We start from the raw sequence: 16,957 nt of genomic DNA, 5'->3' as shown, positions 1-16,957 counted from the left end.
TATGATCTGATCAGGAGTAGCTATTAAATATGAATTTAATAATCAAGTTAAATCACCCAAATTTATCACGGCGCGTGGAACGAGCCGCCTGTGTACTTACGATGCGCATAACACCCTTGACGGGCAGGCAAACGCCCAGCCGAACCGCAGTGTCAAATTACTGTCGGTGCTGAGTTGATGATAATTGTGCTGACACCGAGCAGGGCTATTCCTTGCGCGCGGTGCGTTTGGCGGGCTGTTTAGAAGTTGGCAATGGCCGCTTAAAAATCTCGACGGTTAAAATAGAGAAAGCCCCGCGTTCCGGGGCTTTTTCGATGTTGAGTGGGCATCAACTGATTGCTCGTCCGACCCAGATCAATATACAGGCCCCGATAAAGCCGGCAACCAGATAGCCGAGCCAGCCACCGAACGACACACCGAGGAAGCCGAAGATAAAACTGGCGATCGCTGCGCCGATGATACCCAGAATGATATTCATGAATATGCCCGTGTCACTATTCATGAAATTGGATGCTATCCAGCCTGCAAGGCCCCCAATGATGATTGCTGCAATCCAGCCTATACCTGCCTCACCCATTCTTTGTCTCCCTGACTGATACAATAAAGATGGATATGTAGCAGTTGAGGCTTTCGGCAAGGGGTAAGATTAAGACGGGCAGGGGCTTGTCTCCGCCGCCCGGCTTACTCTGCGTTTTAGAATGGCCAGGCGCGCTGGGGTCCGCGCATCTCTTCCCACGCATGCGCCATTTGCAGAACGCCAAGGTCGTCAAAACGACGCCCGGAAATCTGCAAACCAATTGGCACCCCGGCGCTGTCATAACCACAATTGACAGAAATCGCGGGTTGCTCGCTCATGCTGTAAAGCAGCGTGAAATTGATATGCGCCATAGCCCGGTTAACATCGTTATCATATGGATAGGCCCAGTCTGCCGGGAAGCTTACATTTGGCGATACGGGCGAGAGGACGAAGTCATAAGCGGATGTGGCTGCGACAGTGGTTGAACGAATTTGCAACGCTTTCGTGTAGCTTTTGTAGACATCCTCGCCGCTATTGCCCAAGCCAGATTCCGCCCATGTGCGAATGATCGGCAACAGCTTCTCACGCTTTTCATCGGAGAGAGCTGCAACATCAATACCTGCACGGGTGCGCCAGAAACTATCCAAACCGTTGAGCATATCTTCGCTCATCCATGGATCAAGCGTTTCAACAATCGCACCATTGGCACTGAACACGTCGGCTGCTGCTTTGACAGCATCATAAACTTGCGGATCAACAGGCATGCCGCAGCCGGGATCAAGATGGAGCGCGATGCGCAATCCTTTTACATCGCGTTTGAGGTCGCTCCATGCAATATCTGCAAAAGGCAGGTTCATATGATCGCGGTGATCGGGCTGCGATAGCACGGCCATGGCAAGGGCAGAATCTGCAACTGTGCGGGTCATTGGTCCAACAACGCGGCCCATGAAGGGTGGGTCAATAGGAATACGCCCAAGGCTTGGCTTCAATCCAGCAAGACCGCACCATGCCGCAGGCAGACGAACAGAGCCGCCAATATCTGTGCCAAGATGAATGGGGCCATATCCGGCTGCACCGGCAGAACCCGCACCCGCACTTGAACCGCCGGGGTTCATGTCCGTGTTCCATGGATTGCGTGCCAGCTTATGGAAACTTGAAAGGCCAGATGACAGCATACCAAAATCCGGCATCGTCGTCTTACCGATGAAGACTGCACCGGCTTCGCGCAGGCGCGCTGCCGGAGGCGCATCGGCTGCAAGGGGCTTCAACTCAGTCACCGCTGTGCCAAGCGGCATCGCATCGCCTTTGGTGGCGATGTTTTCTTTCAGTGTAACCGGCACGCCATCCAATGACACGCCATTGGCCATGACTTGCTCTCCGGCCTGCCAGCGTGCTTCAGAGGCTTTTGCGGAAGCAAGTGCGCCATCCGCATCGACGAACCACATTGCATTCAATTCTGGTTCGTGGCGTTCAATATGCTCGAGAACGGCCTTGGTAACATCAACGGGTGAAAAGCGCCCGGCCTTATAGCCGTCAATCATTTCATGGGCGGTCAGTGCATTGAGTTTAGTCATGATCAGATTTTATCCATGGTATGGGAAATTAGAATTTGGTTTAGAAGGATTTGCTTCATGCGATGGCGAGTTCCCGGAATTGGGCAAAATCCCATTCTCTGCCGGGGGCTGCATCGATAAGGCTGCGCGTATAGGCGTGTTTTGGCGCGGAAAGCACGTTGAACGCGGTGTCGTATTCGACGACGCGTCCGTGCTGCATCACCAGCACATCGTCACAAATCTGCGCGGCGACCCGCAGATCATGGGTGATGAAAAGAATGGCAATGCCGAGTTTTTCCTGCAATTCGTCGAGCAATTGCAGCACCTGCGCCTGAACCGAAACGTCAAGCGCGGAAACGGCTTCGTCAGCGACCAGCACATCAGGTTCCATCGCAACCGCGCGTGCAATAGCAACGCGCTGGCGCTGCCCGCCTGAGAACTGATGCGGATAACGATTGATCGCATCCTCGGGCAGGCCAACCAGTTGCAGAAGTTCTGCCGCGCGCGCTGTCGCTTTGCGCTTTTCGACGCCCATATTGACCGGGCCTTCGATCAGGCTTCTGCCAATTGTCCAACGTGGATTGAGCGAACGAAACGGGTCCTGAAAGATGATCTGGATATGTTTGCGATGGGGTTTAAGTTGGCGCTGGGTGAGTTGCGCAATATCAAAGTCCGCCACCTTAATCTCACCGGATGTCGGCTCGATCAGACGCATGACACAACGCGCTACCGTTGATTTACCAGAGCCGCTTTCGCCAACAATACCCAATGTGCGGCCACGTTTGATCGTGAAACTCACATCACTTGCCGCAAAGGTGTGATCGCCTTTTGCGAAGACGGAGTGGGTTCCGTAGCTCTTTTGAAGATCATTGACGCGAAGCGCGATTGCCTCGCAAGCAACATCGCGGGCCGCACGCGGCGTCAGGCTCGGCACCGATTGCAGCAGCTTCTTAGTGTAATCCTGTTGTGGTGCACGCAGCAGTGTTTCGACAGGAGCATGCTCGACCACATTGCCATGTTTCATCACATGAACCGTGTCGGCAATCTCGGCGACAACACCCATATCATGCGTGATGAAAAGCACGGCCGTCCCGTGCTTTTCCTGCATTTCAGAAATCAGGCTGAGGATCTGCTTTTGCGTGGTCACGTCAAGCGCGGTTGTTGGCTCATCGGCAATCAGCAATTGCGGCTCAAGCACCAGTGCCATGGCAATCATGATGCGCTGGCGCTGGCCGCCTGAAAGCTGGTGCGGATAGGAACGATAGACACGGTCGATGTCGGGCAGGTGCACCTGTTCCATGATGTCCAGAACGCGGGCTTTTCGTTCGTTGGCAGGCAGGTTCAAATGCGTGCGCAGCACTTCTTCGATCTGTTCGCCAACGCGCAACACCGGATTAAGTGCGGTCATCGGCTCCTGAAAGATCATGGATATTTTTCGCGCCCGAATGGCACGCATCGCCTGTGGACCAAGATCGAGAAGGTTTTTGCCCTCCAAATCAATTCGCCCGCCCGCAGGTTCCAGCGCGCCTTTTGGCAAAAGCCCCATGATCGAAAGCGAGGTGACAGATTTGCCTGAGCCACTTTCGCCGACAAGGCAGACCGTTTCACCTTTGCGGATTTTAAGCGAAAGGCCATTGAGAACTGGTGCAGCATTGCTATTGCCTGCAAGCCTCACGCTCAGATCGGTTATTTCGAGAACGGTGGGTTCTTTATCAAAATTGCGGTTCTTAAATATCATGATCAGCCCTCGCGTTTCTTCAGACGTGGATCGAGCAGATCGCGCGCCGTATCGCCCAGAAGGTTGATGGAAAGGATGCACAGCGACAGCAGCAGGCCCGGCCAGAAGATCAATGATGGCTTGAGCTGGAAGTAAAGCCGGCCCTCGGCCATGATGTTACCCCATGTTGGAATTTCGGTTGAAACACCGGCTCCGAGGAACGACAGAATTGCTTCGGTCAGGATTGCAGAGGCACAAACATAAGTGGCCTGAACTGTCAGCGGCGCCAAGGTATTCGGCATCAGATGCTGCCAGATAATTTTTGGTGTGGAAGAACCAAGCGAAAGCGCTGCTTCAATGTAAGGCTCTTCACGCGCCGAGAGCACGATGGAGCGTACCAGACGCACCACGCGCGGAATTTCCGGAATGGTGATGGCGGCAAGAACAGACCAGATGCTCGGACCGTTAAGCGCAATCAGCGCGATGGCAAGCAGGATTGAAGGGATTGCCATCAGGCTGTCCATGATGCGCATGATGATGGCATCTGCAAAGCGGAAGAAACCGGCAATCAGGCCAATGAACAAGCCAAACAACACGCTTATAATCGCCGCGCCAATACCGATGAGCAGTGAAACCTGTCCGCCCATCAGCACACGTGACAGGAGATCACGGCCATAACCATCAGTGCCCAACGGATAGGTGTCGGTTGGAGGCTTGAGGCGTTGCAGCGCATCCATGCCCATGGGATCATGGGGGACAATCCATGGCGAAACCAGCGTTATGGCAACAATCACAATCAGAATGATGGCAGCGACCACCGGGCCAATTCCGAGCCGCGTTGCCTTGGAAAAGGATAAGGTATTGAGCAGCCATTGCAGGCGTGCTGCCGGGCGGGGTGAGGCTGACATCAGTAACGGATCCTTGGGTCGAAGAGGGTGTATGAGAGATCAATCAGCAGATTGACAAACACGTAGAGCGCACTGGTGAGCAGGATCATGCCCTGAATAACCGGATAGTCGCGCGCAAGCACTGCATCCACCGTCAGACGTCCAATGCCCGGAATGTTGAAGACGCTTTCGGTCACCACCACACCGCCGATAAGCAGGGCAAAGCCGGTACCGATCACCGTCAGGATTGGAACGGCTGCATTGCGCAATGCATGGTGAAAAAGCACCACTTTCTCGCGCACACCCTTCGCACGCGCTGTACGGATATAATCCTCACCAAGCACTTCGAGCATCGATGCGCGTGTCATGCGCGCAATCAGTGCCACATAAATGACGGCGAGCGTGAAACAGGGCAGGGCTGCGCGTGATAGAAACTTGCCGAAATTCTGGGATGGAGCCGTGTATCCCTGAACCGGGAACCAGCGTAGCTCAATAGAGAAGAACTGGATGAACAGATAGCCGATCACAAAAACTGGTATTGAAAAGCCCAGAACCGATAGGGTCATGACACCATAGTCGATCCAGCTCCGATGACGCCATGCCGCAAGAATGCCCAGCGGTACAGCGATGACAACCGAGAGGACAATTGTCAGCACGGCGATGTTGAGCGTTGGCCAGATGCGCTGCCCAATCATTGTTGTGACCGACGTTCCCGAGATCAGCGATGTGCCGAGATCGCCCTGAAGCAGATGGCCGAGCCACGTTATAAACTGCACATGAAGTGGCAGATTAAGCCCCAGTGATTCACGGATGCGGTCCAGTTGCTCGGTCGTTGCGGCATCACCCGCAATGATTGCCGCCGGATCGCCAGGCGTCAGACGCAAAAGCAAGAAAACAAAGATCGCGACGATTGCCATCACCGGGATGACGGCAAGAATGCGACGCAGGATGAAACCGAACATCGAGTTGTCCTTGTCGGAAATTAGTCAAAGGAGTGTGAAGGTTGTAAAATGTAAGCAACGCTACGTTCACACCCTTGTCTGATTTTGTAAGGCGGCAGTTCTTAACGATCAGAACGCGCCGCCTGTCTGGTGTCCGCCGCTTTTATGCAGCCGTTTCAAAAGCCTATTCGGCCTTCTTCACGTTCCAGAAAACCTGCACCGGCGACATGACCATGTCTTCGAGAGCCTTGCTGCGTGCATGTGGCGAATAGAACTGGCCCAGCGGCAGATAGCTCACAGTATCCATCGCATGGACCTGAATTTTCTTCGCAACTGCTTTGCGTTCCTCAGGTGTCGTCGCGTCAATGAATTCCTGACGCATGACTTCGATTTCATCGTCTTTCGGCCAGCCGAACCACGCCTGATCGCCGCGGCCATTGAGCATCGGGCTGATGAGCGGATTATCAACTTCCGGCACGATCCAGTTTGTGAAGAACAGGTTCCAGCCGCCTTCGCTTGGCTTGCCCTTATTGGCACGGCGCGTGACAACGCTTTGCCAATCCATTGGCTGCATATCCACAGTGAAGCCTGCTGCTCGCAGAGCCTGTGCAGCCACGATAGGCTGGGAGGCAATGACACGAACGTCGGTCGGCTGAAGAATGACGACAGGTGTGCCGTCATAGCCTGCTTCTGCAAGAAGCTTTTTTGCGCCTTCAATATCACCACCGTTCACAAGCGTCTCACCGCCCGTTTCATCACCCAGTGGTGTTCCGCAGCCGAAGATCGCGCCGCAGACTTTGTAATATTCCGGGTTGCCGACGATGTTGGCCAGAAAGTCTTTCTGGCTCAGTGCCTTAAGAGCCGCCTGACGGACTTTTTTGTTATCAAAAGGTGGGTATTTGAAGTTCATGCGGCCAATGGCCTGATAACCCAGATCATCGCGCAGTTCGATTGCAATGTCGTCACTGGTCTCAAGGATTGGAAGCAGATCGACAGGGACCTGATCAATGAAATCGACTTCGCCAGACATGATCGCGTTAACGGCGGTCTGGGAGTCTGCCATCGTGACCCATTTGACTTTCTCGACATTAACTTTTTTACCACCGGCCATCCAGCTTGGTGGCTCATCGCGCGGTACATAATCCTCAAACTTGACATAGCTCGCACTTACGCCCGGCTGAAATTCTTCAGGCACAAATTTGAATGGACCCGATCCGATATGCTCGGTGATTGCGGTATCTGCCGGTGTTGCCGCGATGCGCGCAGGCATGATGAAGGGCGGAAGTGCAGACTGCTTGGCGATGGTATCAAGAAGCGGCGCGAAGGGCTCGCTCAATGTCCAGACAATGGTTTTGTCGTCTTTTGGTTCAAGGCTATCCGTCAGCTTGAAGATCGTTTGCCCACCGGAATCACGTTGGCCCCAGCGTTTGAGCGATGCAACGGCATCGGCGGCAGTGACAGGCGCGCCGTCATGGAACTTCAATCCGTCACGCAGTGTAAATGTATAGGTCTTTTTATCATCGGAAACGGTCCAGCTTGCCATTTGTGGCTGTGGCTGAAACTTGTCGTCAACGGCCACAAGCACGTCATAAATCATATAAGCATGATTGCGTGTGATATGCGCGGTTGTGATGACCGGATCAAGAACCCGCAGCCCTTCCATGACTGCTGTGATTGTCTGCGCCTGTGCTGGCAAGGAAAATGCAGCAGAGCTGGCGAGCAGTACGGCTGCCATTCCTGCGAGAGCAGATCTGAACCTGTTTAAGCTGCGCTTTGGCTGCGCCTTCGCTTTCCATGAAGGCTGAGAGTTCTTTTCATAAAACATTGTTTTTCCCATTTGCAGATGATGTTCCGTTGTTTTTTCTGACAGCGTTAAGGCTGCCTGGTGGCTTTGACATCCAACCTTTTTGCTCGCGTCGAAATTCAGATGTGTTTCGCGCATTTTTTCCTCCTCCAATCCACCCGTCACTCACTCCTCATGATTGACATAAGTATCGTTAGGCGATACGGTAGTATTGCTATTGACGATAGCTGGCATTTTGATAGGGTGTCAAGGGGATTTGAAGGAGGGGCTATGCGTGATGTTGAAAGAGTGGAATACGGAGTGCGTCCGGTTCCGGAAACAGAGGCGGAGGATCCGCTGTTCGTAAACGCCATAGCGCGGGCCATGCAGGTGCTTTCTGCTTTTCACGGAACCAGCAAACCGCTCACCCTCAACGAGATCGCAAAAATATGCGGAATGGGTAAAAGTGCCGTTCAGCGCATCGTTCATACCTTGCGCCAGCAGGGCTATATCGAACGCGATCCGAATGATCGGGGGTATGTACCCGGTATTCGTATTCTCGATCACACACTGGATTATTTGCGGCTTAATTCTGTGATCGTTCGCGCGCTGCCATCGCTGCTTGAGTTGCGGCGTGATGCGAGTGAGCGCGTCGATTTGAGCGTGCGCGACAATCTCAGACTGGTCTATGCTCTTCGCTTGCAAAGTAAACGCGAGGCTTTCTTCGCAACCCTTATCGGTAACAGTGTGCCTCTTTATTGCACGTCAGGCGGACGGGCGGTCATGGCACAGTTGAGCGACGACGAGGTGAATGAAATCATCGAGCGGTCCAATCGACGAAAGTTTACGCCGCGCACGATCACCGATCCTCAGGCTATCTGGGAGAAGGTGCTGGAAGCGCGCGAGAATGGTTATGCGCTTGCATCGGAAGAGGTTTTGCAGGGCGAAATCGCCATTGGAGCGGCCATTCGTGGTCCTGATGGGCGTCCCGTTGCAGCGCTGCATGTGGGCGGTTCACTGAGCGAATGGAACAAAGAAACATTCTCCAGCCATTTCGCGCCATTGGTTATGGCGGCGGCGGGAACAATTAACCGGCTTTGACTGGGGTTAACCCCAGTTTTCGATGCGCAGTTTCGATCCATCGGAGAAGCGCGAAATATGGAACGGGGATGGATCAACGACTGGCGTTTCGCCGGTCACTATATCGGCCACCAGTCGCCCTGCTCCGGGGCCAATGCCAAAGCCATGCCCGGAGAAACCCGTTGCTACAATAAGACCATCAATGCCGGGCAAGGGCGAGATGACCGGAATAACATCTGGCATTGTGTCGATCAGTCCTGCCCATTCCTGTGCGATTTGAGCGGAAGCGAAAGACGGAATTGCTTGCTTGAGTTTGGTCAGCACTTGCGCATTGGCAGCGCGATGCGGCTCTGGATCAAGGATACGAATTTTTTCAAAGATGGAAGTTTGATCAGCCGGGCGAAGTTTCCATTGAAAAGCCTCTTCAAAGAACCGTTCGCCGAAACGAAAGCGCAATGAGCGCCATTCGGTTGAGAGTGACGGGATGAAATCCCGGAAGAAGCGGAAACTGTCGGGCACGATGTCGGCTATCGAGCCGCCAAGACTGGCAATCGTATAGCCGCCATCAAGGCGTTTGCGCAGCGCAAAGTCGGAAAACGCGATCGCCGGATCGATACCCGCATCAATGGGCGCAGTTCGGAATACGGATGAACGGACTTTCAACTGCGGAAGATGCGCATCAAAGCCTGACAAGATCAGTCGCGACCATGCGCCGCCGGCTACGACAATCGCTTCACAAGCAACGCGGCCTTTCTCGGTTAAAACTGCTGAAACCCGGCCATTGGTGGTTTCGATGCCGCGAACAGCACAGTTCTGCATAATAACAGCGCCCAGTTCCTGCGCTTTTGCGGCAAGCGCTGGAACCGCTTTTTGTGGTTCGGCGCGCCCATCAAGTGGCGTAATCATGCCGCCTTTGAGCGAATGCTTGAGCCCCGGTACAATGTCCGTTGCCTGCTTGCTGCTGAGAAGTTGTGTCTCAATACCATGTTCGCGCGCAATCCTGATCCACTGATCATAGCGCTCAACGTCCTCTTCTTTTTCGGCAGTATAAACAATGCCTGTCACGCGAAAGCCTGTTTCGCGCCCGGTATGTTCATTCATTGTTTCCCAAAGGCGCATGCTCTCGACGATCAGCGGCAGTTCGCGGCTGTCGCGACCTGTGCGGCGGCACCAGCCCCAATTGCGGCTTGATTGCTCACCCGCAATCTCGCCCTTTTCGAACAATGCGACAGGAATGCCGCGTTCTGCCAGAAAAAGTGCGGTTGAAACCCCTATCACGCCTGCACCGATGACGGCGACCTTCGTTTCCAGGGGCAAATGTTCAGCGGTTGTCACTTTGTCGGTGATCGGCCCCATGGTGCGTCTCCTGTCATGCAAATATGTTGGGTGCAGCATTGCGTGATTTGCGAGCTTATTCAACTGGATAAGGAGGCAAATTATTCTCATCGTCAGTGTATTCTGGCAAATGCCTGACGTAATTTCTCTTGTTTTATTGGCAAAGACGTTCAACTCGTTTTATATGCGCTTTGATGAAAACAGGACTCTCGGCCTCTTCTATGGATGCACGCACGCAACAAGACATGAAGCTACAGTACGAAACGGCCGCGGCACTGACACTTTCAGGCATTGGGCGTCAGTTCGGAACGGTGCGTGCGCTGGATCATATTTCGCTCGATGTGCAGCCGGGAGAGATTATCTGTCTGGTGGGGCATTCCGGTTGTGGAAAGACTTCGCTGTTGCGGATTATCGCCGGTATCGACGCGCCCGACGAAGGCCAATTGATCATGGGTGGGCGCACTTTGGTTGGTCCTTCGGTTTTTGTTGAACCGGAAAAGCGCAATATCGGGGTGGTCTTTCAGGACTATGCCTTGTTTCCGCATCTGACAGTGCGGGAAAATGTAATGTTTGGCTTGCGAAAGCTGCATAAGGACAAGGCGCTGGCGCGGGTCAATGAACTGTTGGATCTTGTCGGTCTTTCAGCCATGGCCGAGCGCTATCCCCACATGTTGTCAGGCGGCGAGCAGCAGCGTGTGGCCCTTATCAGGGCGTTGGCGCCCAAGCCCGATCTGCTCTTGATGGATGAACCTTTTTCCAATCTTGATCGTGGTTTGCGCGCGCGGGTTCGCAGAGAAACCATGGCGCTTCTGCGCGCGCTTGGCACACCGGTTATCATCGTTACACATGAGGCCGAAGAAGCGCTTTCCACAGGTGACCGGGTTGTTTTGATGCGCTCTGGCGAGATTGTGCAGCAAGGTCCGGCGCGGGATCTGCATGATCATCCGAGCAGCCGTTATGCTGCGGATTTTTTCTGTGATTTCAATGCGCTTGAGGGCGTGGTTCGCGGTAACGTTATCGAAACGGCAATCGGCGAGGTTAATCTGCCAAAGGATCGTTTGTTAACGGGGAATGTGCTGGTTTATGTCAGGCCACGTGACATCGCGATTATTTCCGATGATGCGCCCGATAGATTGCGCGGTTATATCGAAACTCGCACCTATCTGGGTGAGACGGAAGAACTGCTGATCAATCTCGTTGATCGTAAAGAACGGGTGCGTGTGCGTAACCAACATCATCTGCCTGAGAGCACAACGTCTGTCTGTGTGCGTGTCGATTGGGACAAAGCACTGGTATTTGCAAAATAATGAGTGAATTTATCATATTTATTGCCCCGCAAGATTGACCCTGCAAAATGCAGCCAATATATTCCGATTGCATCACATATAGTTCCAAATGAACATATTTTATCGGAGGTAATATGCCCAAGATCGCGCGTGCTGGACTGGCTCTTATGGCTGCGACGTTTCTCTCAGGTGCTGCAAATGCAAATGAGGTGAATATCTATACAACGCGTGAACCAGGCCTGATTCAGCCCTTGCTTGATGCCTATAAGGAAAAGACGGCAACAACCGTCAATACCGTGTTCCTTAAAGATGGTCTTGCAGAACGTGTTGCTTCGGAAGGTGATAAATCCCCAGCCGATATTCTTATGACGGTGGACGCAGGCAATCTTGTCGATCTCGTTGACAAGGGATTGACGCAGGCAGTTGATTCCCAGACGCTGAAGGATGCTGTTCCTGAACAGCTTCGCGATGCGAACGGCAACTGGTACGGCCTGTCGATGCGCGCGCGTGTGGTCTATGCGGACAAGGATCTCGAACTGGACCAGATTAACTATGAAGACCTGGCTGATCCGAAATGGAAAGGCAAGATCTGCATCCGTGCCGGTCAGCACCCTTATAATACGGCGCTGATTGCGGATTATATTGCGCATCATGGCGCAGAAAAGACCGAAGAGTGGCTGACAGGCCTCAAGGCCAATCTGGCGCGCAAGGCTGCCGGTGGTGACCGTGACGGCGCCAAGGATATTGCTGGCGGAATTTGTGACATTGCGGTTGCGAATTCCTACTATGTCGGACTGATGCGGTCAGGCAAGGGTGGCGATGAGCAGAAGACATGGGCCGATAGCATTAAGGTCATTCTCCCAACGTTCAAGGATGGCGGAACACAGGTCAATATCAGCGGTGCAGCCGTTGCCAAAAACGCTCCAAACAAGGAAGAAGCCGTCAAGCTTCTTGAATACCTCGTTTCGGACGAAGCTCAGCAGCTTTATGCAAAGGCCAATTACGAATATCCTGTGAAGCAGGGTGCTTCGGTCGATCCGATTGTCGAATCCTTCGGCGAGCTGAAGATCGATCAGGTTCCACTTTCGGAAATTGTTACCCACCGCAAGCAGGCCAGCGAACTGGTCGACAAAGTTGGTTTTGACAATTAAAAGTCGATTACTGTTGTAAACACGACGCCGGTGCACATCCTTGCGCCGGCGTTGTAATATGAGGAAAGCATGCCGGAAACAGCGCAAGCCGCATCGTCATCCCTGCCTTATCGGACCCGCTCCGGGCGCTGTTGGCTGTGGCTTTCCGGTCTGATTGCGCTGCTTGTTTGCCTGCCGGTGCTAGCGCTTATAACGGAAGCGTTCAGAGGTTCTTCCGGTTTGTGGGGCCATCTTTTCTCGACGATTTTTGCCTCTGCTTTCAAAGACACAGTTATTCTGCTGGTGGGGGTCGGGCTTATCACGGCGTTGGTTGGCACATCCACGGCATGGCTTGTGACGGCTTATGATTTTCGCGGACGTGGCGTGCTGGAATGGGCGCTTTTGCTGCCGCTTGCAGTGCCGACTTATATCGTCGCCTATGCCTATCTCGATATTCTGCATCCCATTGGCCCCGTGCAAAGTGCAATCCGCTTTGTGCTGGGTTTTGATACGCCGCGCCAGTTTCGTCTGCCTGATATAAGATCAATGACCGGTTGCATCATTCTGCTGGGCTTTGTTCTTTACCCTTATGTTTATATCCCGACCCGCGCGATGTTTCTCACGCAGTCGGCAAGTTTGATCGAGGCTGCTCGCACCTTGGGCGTGAGCCGGAGGGGAATTTTCTGGCACGTGGCGCTGCCGCTCGCGCGCCCTGCGGTTGCAGTGGGGGTAAGTCTTGCCCTGATGGAAACACTCAACGACGTTGGTGCTGCCGAGTTTCTTGGCGTGCGTACATTGACAGTTTCGATCTATACGACCTGGGTGACGCGCTTTGATCTGCCGGGTGCGGCACAACTTGCGCTGGCGCTTTTGCTGTTGGTTGTTGCCCTTGTATCTGTTGAGCGCTGGGCGCGCCGCAAGCAGCGCTTTTCATCCAATATTCGCCATTCGCGCGGGTTTGAACCACTCAAAGTAACCCCATTCAGAGGTCTATGGCTGGCGGCGCTTTGTGCTCTGCCGATCATCATCGGCTTCATTATGCCTGCGACCTATCTGGTCATCGAAGCAATTAAACGTATGCGCTTTGCAGGCATCTCACCGCGCCTTGCGGGAGAAGCCTTTAACACGGTCATGCTCGCGTCTGCCGCAACCATTCTGGTGCTGTTATTGGGTGTGATGGTCGCTTATGCAATGCGGCTTTTTCCCGGTGCTGCATCGCGCTGGTTTTATCGTTTTTCCACAATGGGCTATGCGGCCCCCGGAACGGTGATCGCAATCGGCATTATGATTGTTTCGGGCGCAGTTGATCGGTTGTTTGATCAGGTCTTTGGTTATCTGTTCGGACTATCAACCGGACTGCTGCTCATTGGCTCAGGTGCTGCAATTGTCTATGCCTATGTTGCGCGGTTTCTGGCGATTTCTGCCGGTGGCATCGATGCGGGACTCGAGCGCATTCCACAATCACTTGATCAGGCGTCGCGTAGTCTGGGGCGCGGTGTGACGGCCACATTCTATCATGTGCATCTACCGCTTTCCAAGACTGCAATCGTGGCGGCAGGATTGCTGGTCTTTGTGGATTGTGTGAAGGAGCTGCCTGCAACCCTTCTGTTGCGTCCGCTTAACATTGAGACATTTGCCACGCATCTTTATGGCGAGGCCGCGCGCGGCACTTATGAAGAAGCTTCTGTTGCGGCGCTGGCAATTGTTGTGGTCGGCATCCTTCCGGTTATTTTGTTGGCTCGTGTCGGTCGCCGACTGGGGCGCGCTCATTGATAGCTGTGGAAGCTCTGCAATATCAAATTGTTACAATATTGTTATGTGCCGTGGCTTTAACAGCGCGTTACATGCCCGTTTCTAAAGTCTTGAAGCTTAAAAACCCAGGACTATCAAAGGTTTTGAAGGGGAACGACATCATCTTCAAGTCAGATAGATCAATGATTTCAACACGATATTTCGCGTGATCGCAATAATATGTGACTGTATTAAAGCGCGGTTTCCATGCTTCTACCACTTTGACGCCACAAAGCGAAAGCTGAATGGCCACATGGAAACAACGCCGGGGATTTGCAGGCAATAGCCATTCGGGCTGGTCTTATAAAATCCCGGCATGACTTGGATGATGAAAACAATGCTGGATACGCAACACTGGCTCCCGGTCGAGTTGCTCAATATTGGTTTGGCTGCCGCCGTTTTCTTCGCCTGCCTTGTTCACTCTTTGTGGAAGGCGGTCTTTGATGAACTCAACCCCGTTTTCTGGCGTCGCACCGCTGCGGTTCTCTGGGCGGGTGTCGTTATCGTTGCTTTGAGCAGCGGAATTGAAAGTTTCAACTGGCCACAGGTCATTGGCTGGATGATGGTGGCGGGCGGCGTTGCTGCGACGACCATTCGCACCGGCATGAGCTATTATCGCCAGTATTCGGCGCATAATGGTCGCCGTACAAAATTCACACATTCTCACACGTCTGGACGGTGATAGCCATGTTTGCAAAGACCGTTCAAATGCCTTTGCGCCAGCACCGTCCGCGTAGTCTGCGTTCGTTCTTTATCCGCGCTTTTGGTTCTGCACGATCCCGTAAATATTCGTTGAGCGCGCTCCAGAGCGGCAGTAGCCCAAAATAGGGCCTTCGGCTTCGGCAATTGCTGAAGCCATATCGTCGACATTTTCTTGCGTTAGCTGGCCGCCGATCACTGGAATATAATAGGTCTTGATGCCAGCCTTTTCAGCAACTTTTGCAACTTCGGCAAAAGAAGGCTGATCCTCGCCGCCTTCGCCATCGGGACGATTGCAAATGATCGTCTGAAAGCCTTCGGCCGCAATATCACGCACGTCATCCGGCGTGATTTGGCCTGTGACCGAATAGTTGTCGTCGATCTGGCGAATATCCATTCTTTTCCACCTAAAAATAAGCTGCGTCTTTTTCAGACCTTCTGAGGTTAGCTGATATAGCTTGTTTGCAAGGTGTATCGCAAGGGTTGAGCATGTTGCTTCAAAGTCGTTGAGGTGTGGCCCGTAAATGCTATGACAGAGGGTGAGTTTGCATGTGTTTGCGGGGAGAGCAATGATGATACATAAAATCAGCCAGAATTTGCCGCGTCTGACACGCCGACACTCCAATTATCAAGAAAGTGATCGTGAGGTACCTGAAGAGGTTCCGATTGCGATGAGCTACAATGGCTCCACACAGGCCGTAATGATGGCAACGCCCGCTGATCTTGAAGATTTTGCCGTCGGCTTCAGCCTGACGGAAGGTATTATAAGTCAATTTTCGGAAATTGAGGATCTGAATATCGAAGTGCTCGATAAAGGCATTGATATTCAGATGCGACTGGTTGATGCGCGCAATGAAATGCTCACAGCCCGGCGCAGATTTATGGCCGGTCCTGTTGGGTGCGGCTTGTGTGGTATCGATTCCATTGATCAGGCCATCCGCCCGCTTGCCGGAATTGAAACACAAACAATGTTTGAAGCGGTTTCGGTCATCGCCGCAGTGAGTGAACTCGGCCGTTTGCAGCAATTGAATGCGCAGACTCATGCAGTGCACGGCGCCGGTTTCTATGTGCCGGGTGAGGGGCTTTTGATGGTTCGCGAAGACGTTGGAAGGCATAACGCGCTCGACAAACTGATTGGTGCATTGGCACGCGAAAATATATCTGCCAGCAAGGGTCTCGTCGCGCTGACAAGTCGTGTTTCTGTCGAAATGGTGCAGAAGGCGGTTATTCTTGGTGCGCCGCTGCTTGCTGCGATTTCAGCGCCCACTGCACTTGCCATTCGCACGGCACAAGCAGCCAAACTGACACTCGTCGCACTGGTGCGCGGCGACGATTTTGATGTCTACACCCACCCAGAACGCATCATCATTGAATAGCCGACCTCGCATTTGCAAGGCCGGCTGTCTTTTTAGGGGCATATGGTTATTGGAAAACCAACGCCCACGGTTTCGCACTCTGCGTTGGATTATACCAATGCTTCGATACGGGCGCGCTCACTGACGATCTGCAACGCTGCATGTGCAGCTTCGACACCCTTCACCTTGAAATGGTTGAAGAAGAAGTCGTGATGCTCCTTGCTGTCGTGATAATGATGCGGCGTGAGCGAAACGCTGAGAACCGGAACTTCGGTTTCGAGCTGCACCTGCATCATGCCATTGATGACGGCAGTGGCGACGAAGTCATGGCGATAAATACCGCCATCAATCACAAATGCAGCACCAACAATCGCCGCATAGCGGCCTGTCTTTGCAAGTGTTTTTGCGTGAAGCGGAATTTCATAAGCGCCGGGAACGTCGAAGACTTCGACTTCCACGTTGCTGCCGGTCTTGGCTTTGAGTTCAGCGATGAAGCTTTTGCGTGCTTCATCGACAATATCGGCGTGCCAGCGCGCCTGAATGAAGGCAATTTTGAAGGATGTCTTGTTCGGATAGCTCTGGTTCATAGGTTCCTCACGAAACTAGAATCAGGGCGCACAAAGGAACGCAAACCCGCGCGCAAGCCGAGTTTAACGCTCTTTCGCTCTCTTCCATCCGGACTTTAACCGTCGGCTCCGGCATCTCACCGGATCTGCTGACCCTGAAATCTTTACCCAAAAGGTTTTGGTTTCAGGCGCTCGCGGGCTTGAAGATCGCTCTTCATACCGCCGGTGGGGAGTTTCACCCCGCCCCGAGAACAAACCCGCACACCATTGTACAGGTGAACGGAAATTATGCATTCTGATCGCGAATGTCCAGCCAT

General features: G+C 53.2%; 15 protein-coding genes and 1 riboswitch. Of the genes, 6 read left to right on the top strand and 9 right to left on the bottom strand.

Annotated features, from left to right (window positions below):
- Positions 1 to 328: 328 nt before the first annotated feature.
- The 6 genes from ABE530_RS09080 to ABE530_RS09055 form a co-directional block, all read right to left on the bottom strand.
- The gene (locus ABE530_RS09080) at positions 329 to 577 is read right to left on the bottom strand and encodes a GlsB/YeaQ/YmgE family stress response membrane protein (RefSeq protein WP_265984023.1); all 249 of its coding nucleotides are present in this window, start codon (positions 575 to 577) and stop codon (positions 329 to 331) included.
- Positions 578 to 693: 116 nt separating this feature from the next.
- A complete protein-coding gene (locus tag ABE530_RS09075) occupies positions 694 to 2,091 on the bottom strand; it encodes an amidase (RefSeq protein ID WP_499694315.1) in 1,398 nt (465 codons plus the stop codon).
- A 55-nt stretch (positions 2,092 to 2,146) separates the two neighbouring features.
- Positions 2,147 to 3,808 carry an ABC transporter ATP-binding protein gene (locus tag ABE530_RS09070; protein WP_499694314.1) on the bottom strand — a complete coding sequence of 554 codons (1,662 nt, stop codon included), beginning with the start codon at positions 3,806 to 3,808 and terminating at the stop codon, positions 2,147 to 2,149.
- Between the two features lie 2 nt (positions 3,809 to 3,810).
- Positions 3,811 to 4,695 (bottom strand): ABC transporter permease, encoded by an 885-nt coding sequence (locus ABE530_RS09065; RefSeq protein WP_265984026.1) that lies wholly within the window; start codon positions 4,693 to 4,695, stop codon positions 3,811 to 3,813.
- Complete coding sequence (locus ABE530_RS09060) at positions 4,695 to 5,636, bottom strand: ABC transporter permease (RefSeq protein WP_265984027.1); 942 nt, start codon at positions 5,634 to 5,636, stop codon at positions 4,695 to 4,697. Before ABE530_RS09060 ends, ABE530_RS09065 begins: the two co-directional genes overlap by 1 nt.
- 163 nt (positions 5,637 to 5,799) lie before the next feature.
- Positions 5,800 to 7,350, bottom strand: coding sequence for an ABC transporter substrate-binding protein (locus ABE530_RS09055; RefSeq protein ID WP_499694313.1), 1,551 nt, complete (start codon positions 7,348 to 7,350; stop codon positions 5,800 to 5,802).
- A 339-nt stretch (positions 7,351 to 7,689) separates the two neighbouring features.
- Here ABE530_RS09055 and ABE530_RS09050 point away from each other — a divergent pair, with 339 nt between their 5' ends.
- Positions 7,690 to 8,499, top strand: a complete 810-nt coding sequence (locus tag ABE530_RS09050) for an IclR family transcriptional regulator (RefSeq protein WP_265984028.1) — start codon at positions 7,690 to 7,692, stop codon at positions 8,497 to 8,499.
- A 6-nt stretch (positions 8,500 to 8,505) separates the two neighbouring features.
- Here ABE530_RS09050 and ABE530_RS09045 read toward each other — a convergent pair whose 3' ends face one another.
- Positions 8,506 to 9,834 carry an NAD(P)/FAD-dependent oxidoreductase gene (locus ABE530_RS09045; RefSeq protein ID WP_499694312.1) on the bottom strand — a complete coding sequence of 443 codons (1,329 nt, stop codon included), beginning with the start codon at positions 9,832 to 9,834 and terminating at the stop codon, positions 8,506 to 8,508.
- A gap of 200 nt (positions 9,835 to 10,034) precedes the next feature.
- Between ABE530_RS09045 and ABE530_RS09040 the strand changes: the two genes are divergently transcribed.
- From ABE530_RS09040 to ABE530_RS09025, 4 genes are all read left to right on the top strand, one after another.
- Positions 10,035 to 11,120, top strand: coding sequence for an ABC transporter ATP-binding protein (locus ABE530_RS09040; RefSeq protein WP_499694360.1), 1,086 nt, complete (start codon positions 10,035 to 10,037; stop codon positions 11,118 to 11,120).
- Between the two features lie 113 nt (positions 11,121 to 11,233).
- Positions 11,234 to 12,250 carry a Fe(3+) ABC transporter substrate-binding protein gene (locus tag ABE530_RS09035; RefSeq protein WP_499694311.1) on the top strand — a complete coding sequence of 339 codons (1,017 nt, stop codon included), beginning with the start codon at positions 11,234 to 11,236 and terminating at the stop codon, positions 12,248 to 12,250.
- A gap of 69 nt (positions 12,251 to 12,319) precedes the next feature.
- The gene (locus ABE530_RS09030) at positions 12,320 to 14,002 is read left to right on the top strand and encodes an ABC transporter permease (RefSeq protein ID WP_499694310.1); all 1,683 of its coding nucleotides are present in this window, start codon (positions 12,320 to 12,322) and stop codon (positions 14,000 to 14,002) included.
- A 334-nt stretch (positions 14,003 to 14,336) separates the two neighbouring features.
- On the top strand, positions 14,337 to 14,702 hold the full coding sequence (locus ABE530_RS09025; RefSeq protein ID WP_499694309.1) for a hypothetical protein: 366 nt from the start codon (positions 14,337 to 14,339) through the stop codon (positions 14,700 to 14,702).
- A gap of 69 nt (positions 14,703 to 14,771) precedes the next feature.
- Here the strand turns inward: ABE530_RS09025 and ABE530_RS09020 are convergent, their stop codons facing one another.
- Positions 14,772 to 15,116 carry a protein tyrosine phosphatase family protein gene (locus ABE530_RS09020; protein ID WP_265984033.1) on the bottom strand — a complete coding sequence of 115 codons (345 nt, stop codon included), beginning with the start codon at positions 15,114 to 15,116 and terminating at the stop codon, positions 14,772 to 14,774.
- A gap of 172 nt (positions 15,117 to 15,288) precedes the next feature.
- On the opposite strand from ABE530_RS09020, the gene fdhD reads away from it, so the two are divergent.
- The gene (gene fdhD / locus ABE530_RS09015; protein ID WP_499694308.1) at positions 15,289 to 16,095 is read left to right on the top strand and encodes a formate dehydrogenase accessory sulfurtransferase FdhD; all 807 of its coding nucleotides are present in this window, start codon (positions 15,289 to 15,291) and stop codon (positions 16,093 to 16,095) included.
- 89 nt (positions 16,096 to 16,184) lie between these two features.
- On the opposite strand, the gene ABE530_RS09010 is transcribed toward fdhD, so the two are convergent.
- Positions 16,185 to 16,661 (bottom strand): 6,7-dimethyl-8-ribityllumazine synthase, encoded by a 477-nt coding sequence (locus ABE530_RS09010; protein ID WP_265984035.1) that lies wholly within the window; start codon positions 16,659 to 16,661, stop codon positions 16,185 to 16,187.
- Between the two features lie 72 nt (positions 16,662 to 16,733).
- Positions 16,734 to 16,897, bottom strand: a riboswitch (FMN riboswitch).
- Positions 16,898 to 16,957: the final 60 nt, after the last annotated feature.

The sequence above is a fragment of the Brucella sp. TWI559 genome, assembly GCF_039674265.1.
Lineage (GTDB): Bacteria > Pseudomonadota > Alphaproteobacteria > Rhizobiales > Rhizobiaceae > Brucella > Brucella chromiisoli.
Note: the sequence above shows the minus strand (reverse complement) of the source record. Positions and strands in the feature narration are given on the sequence as shown.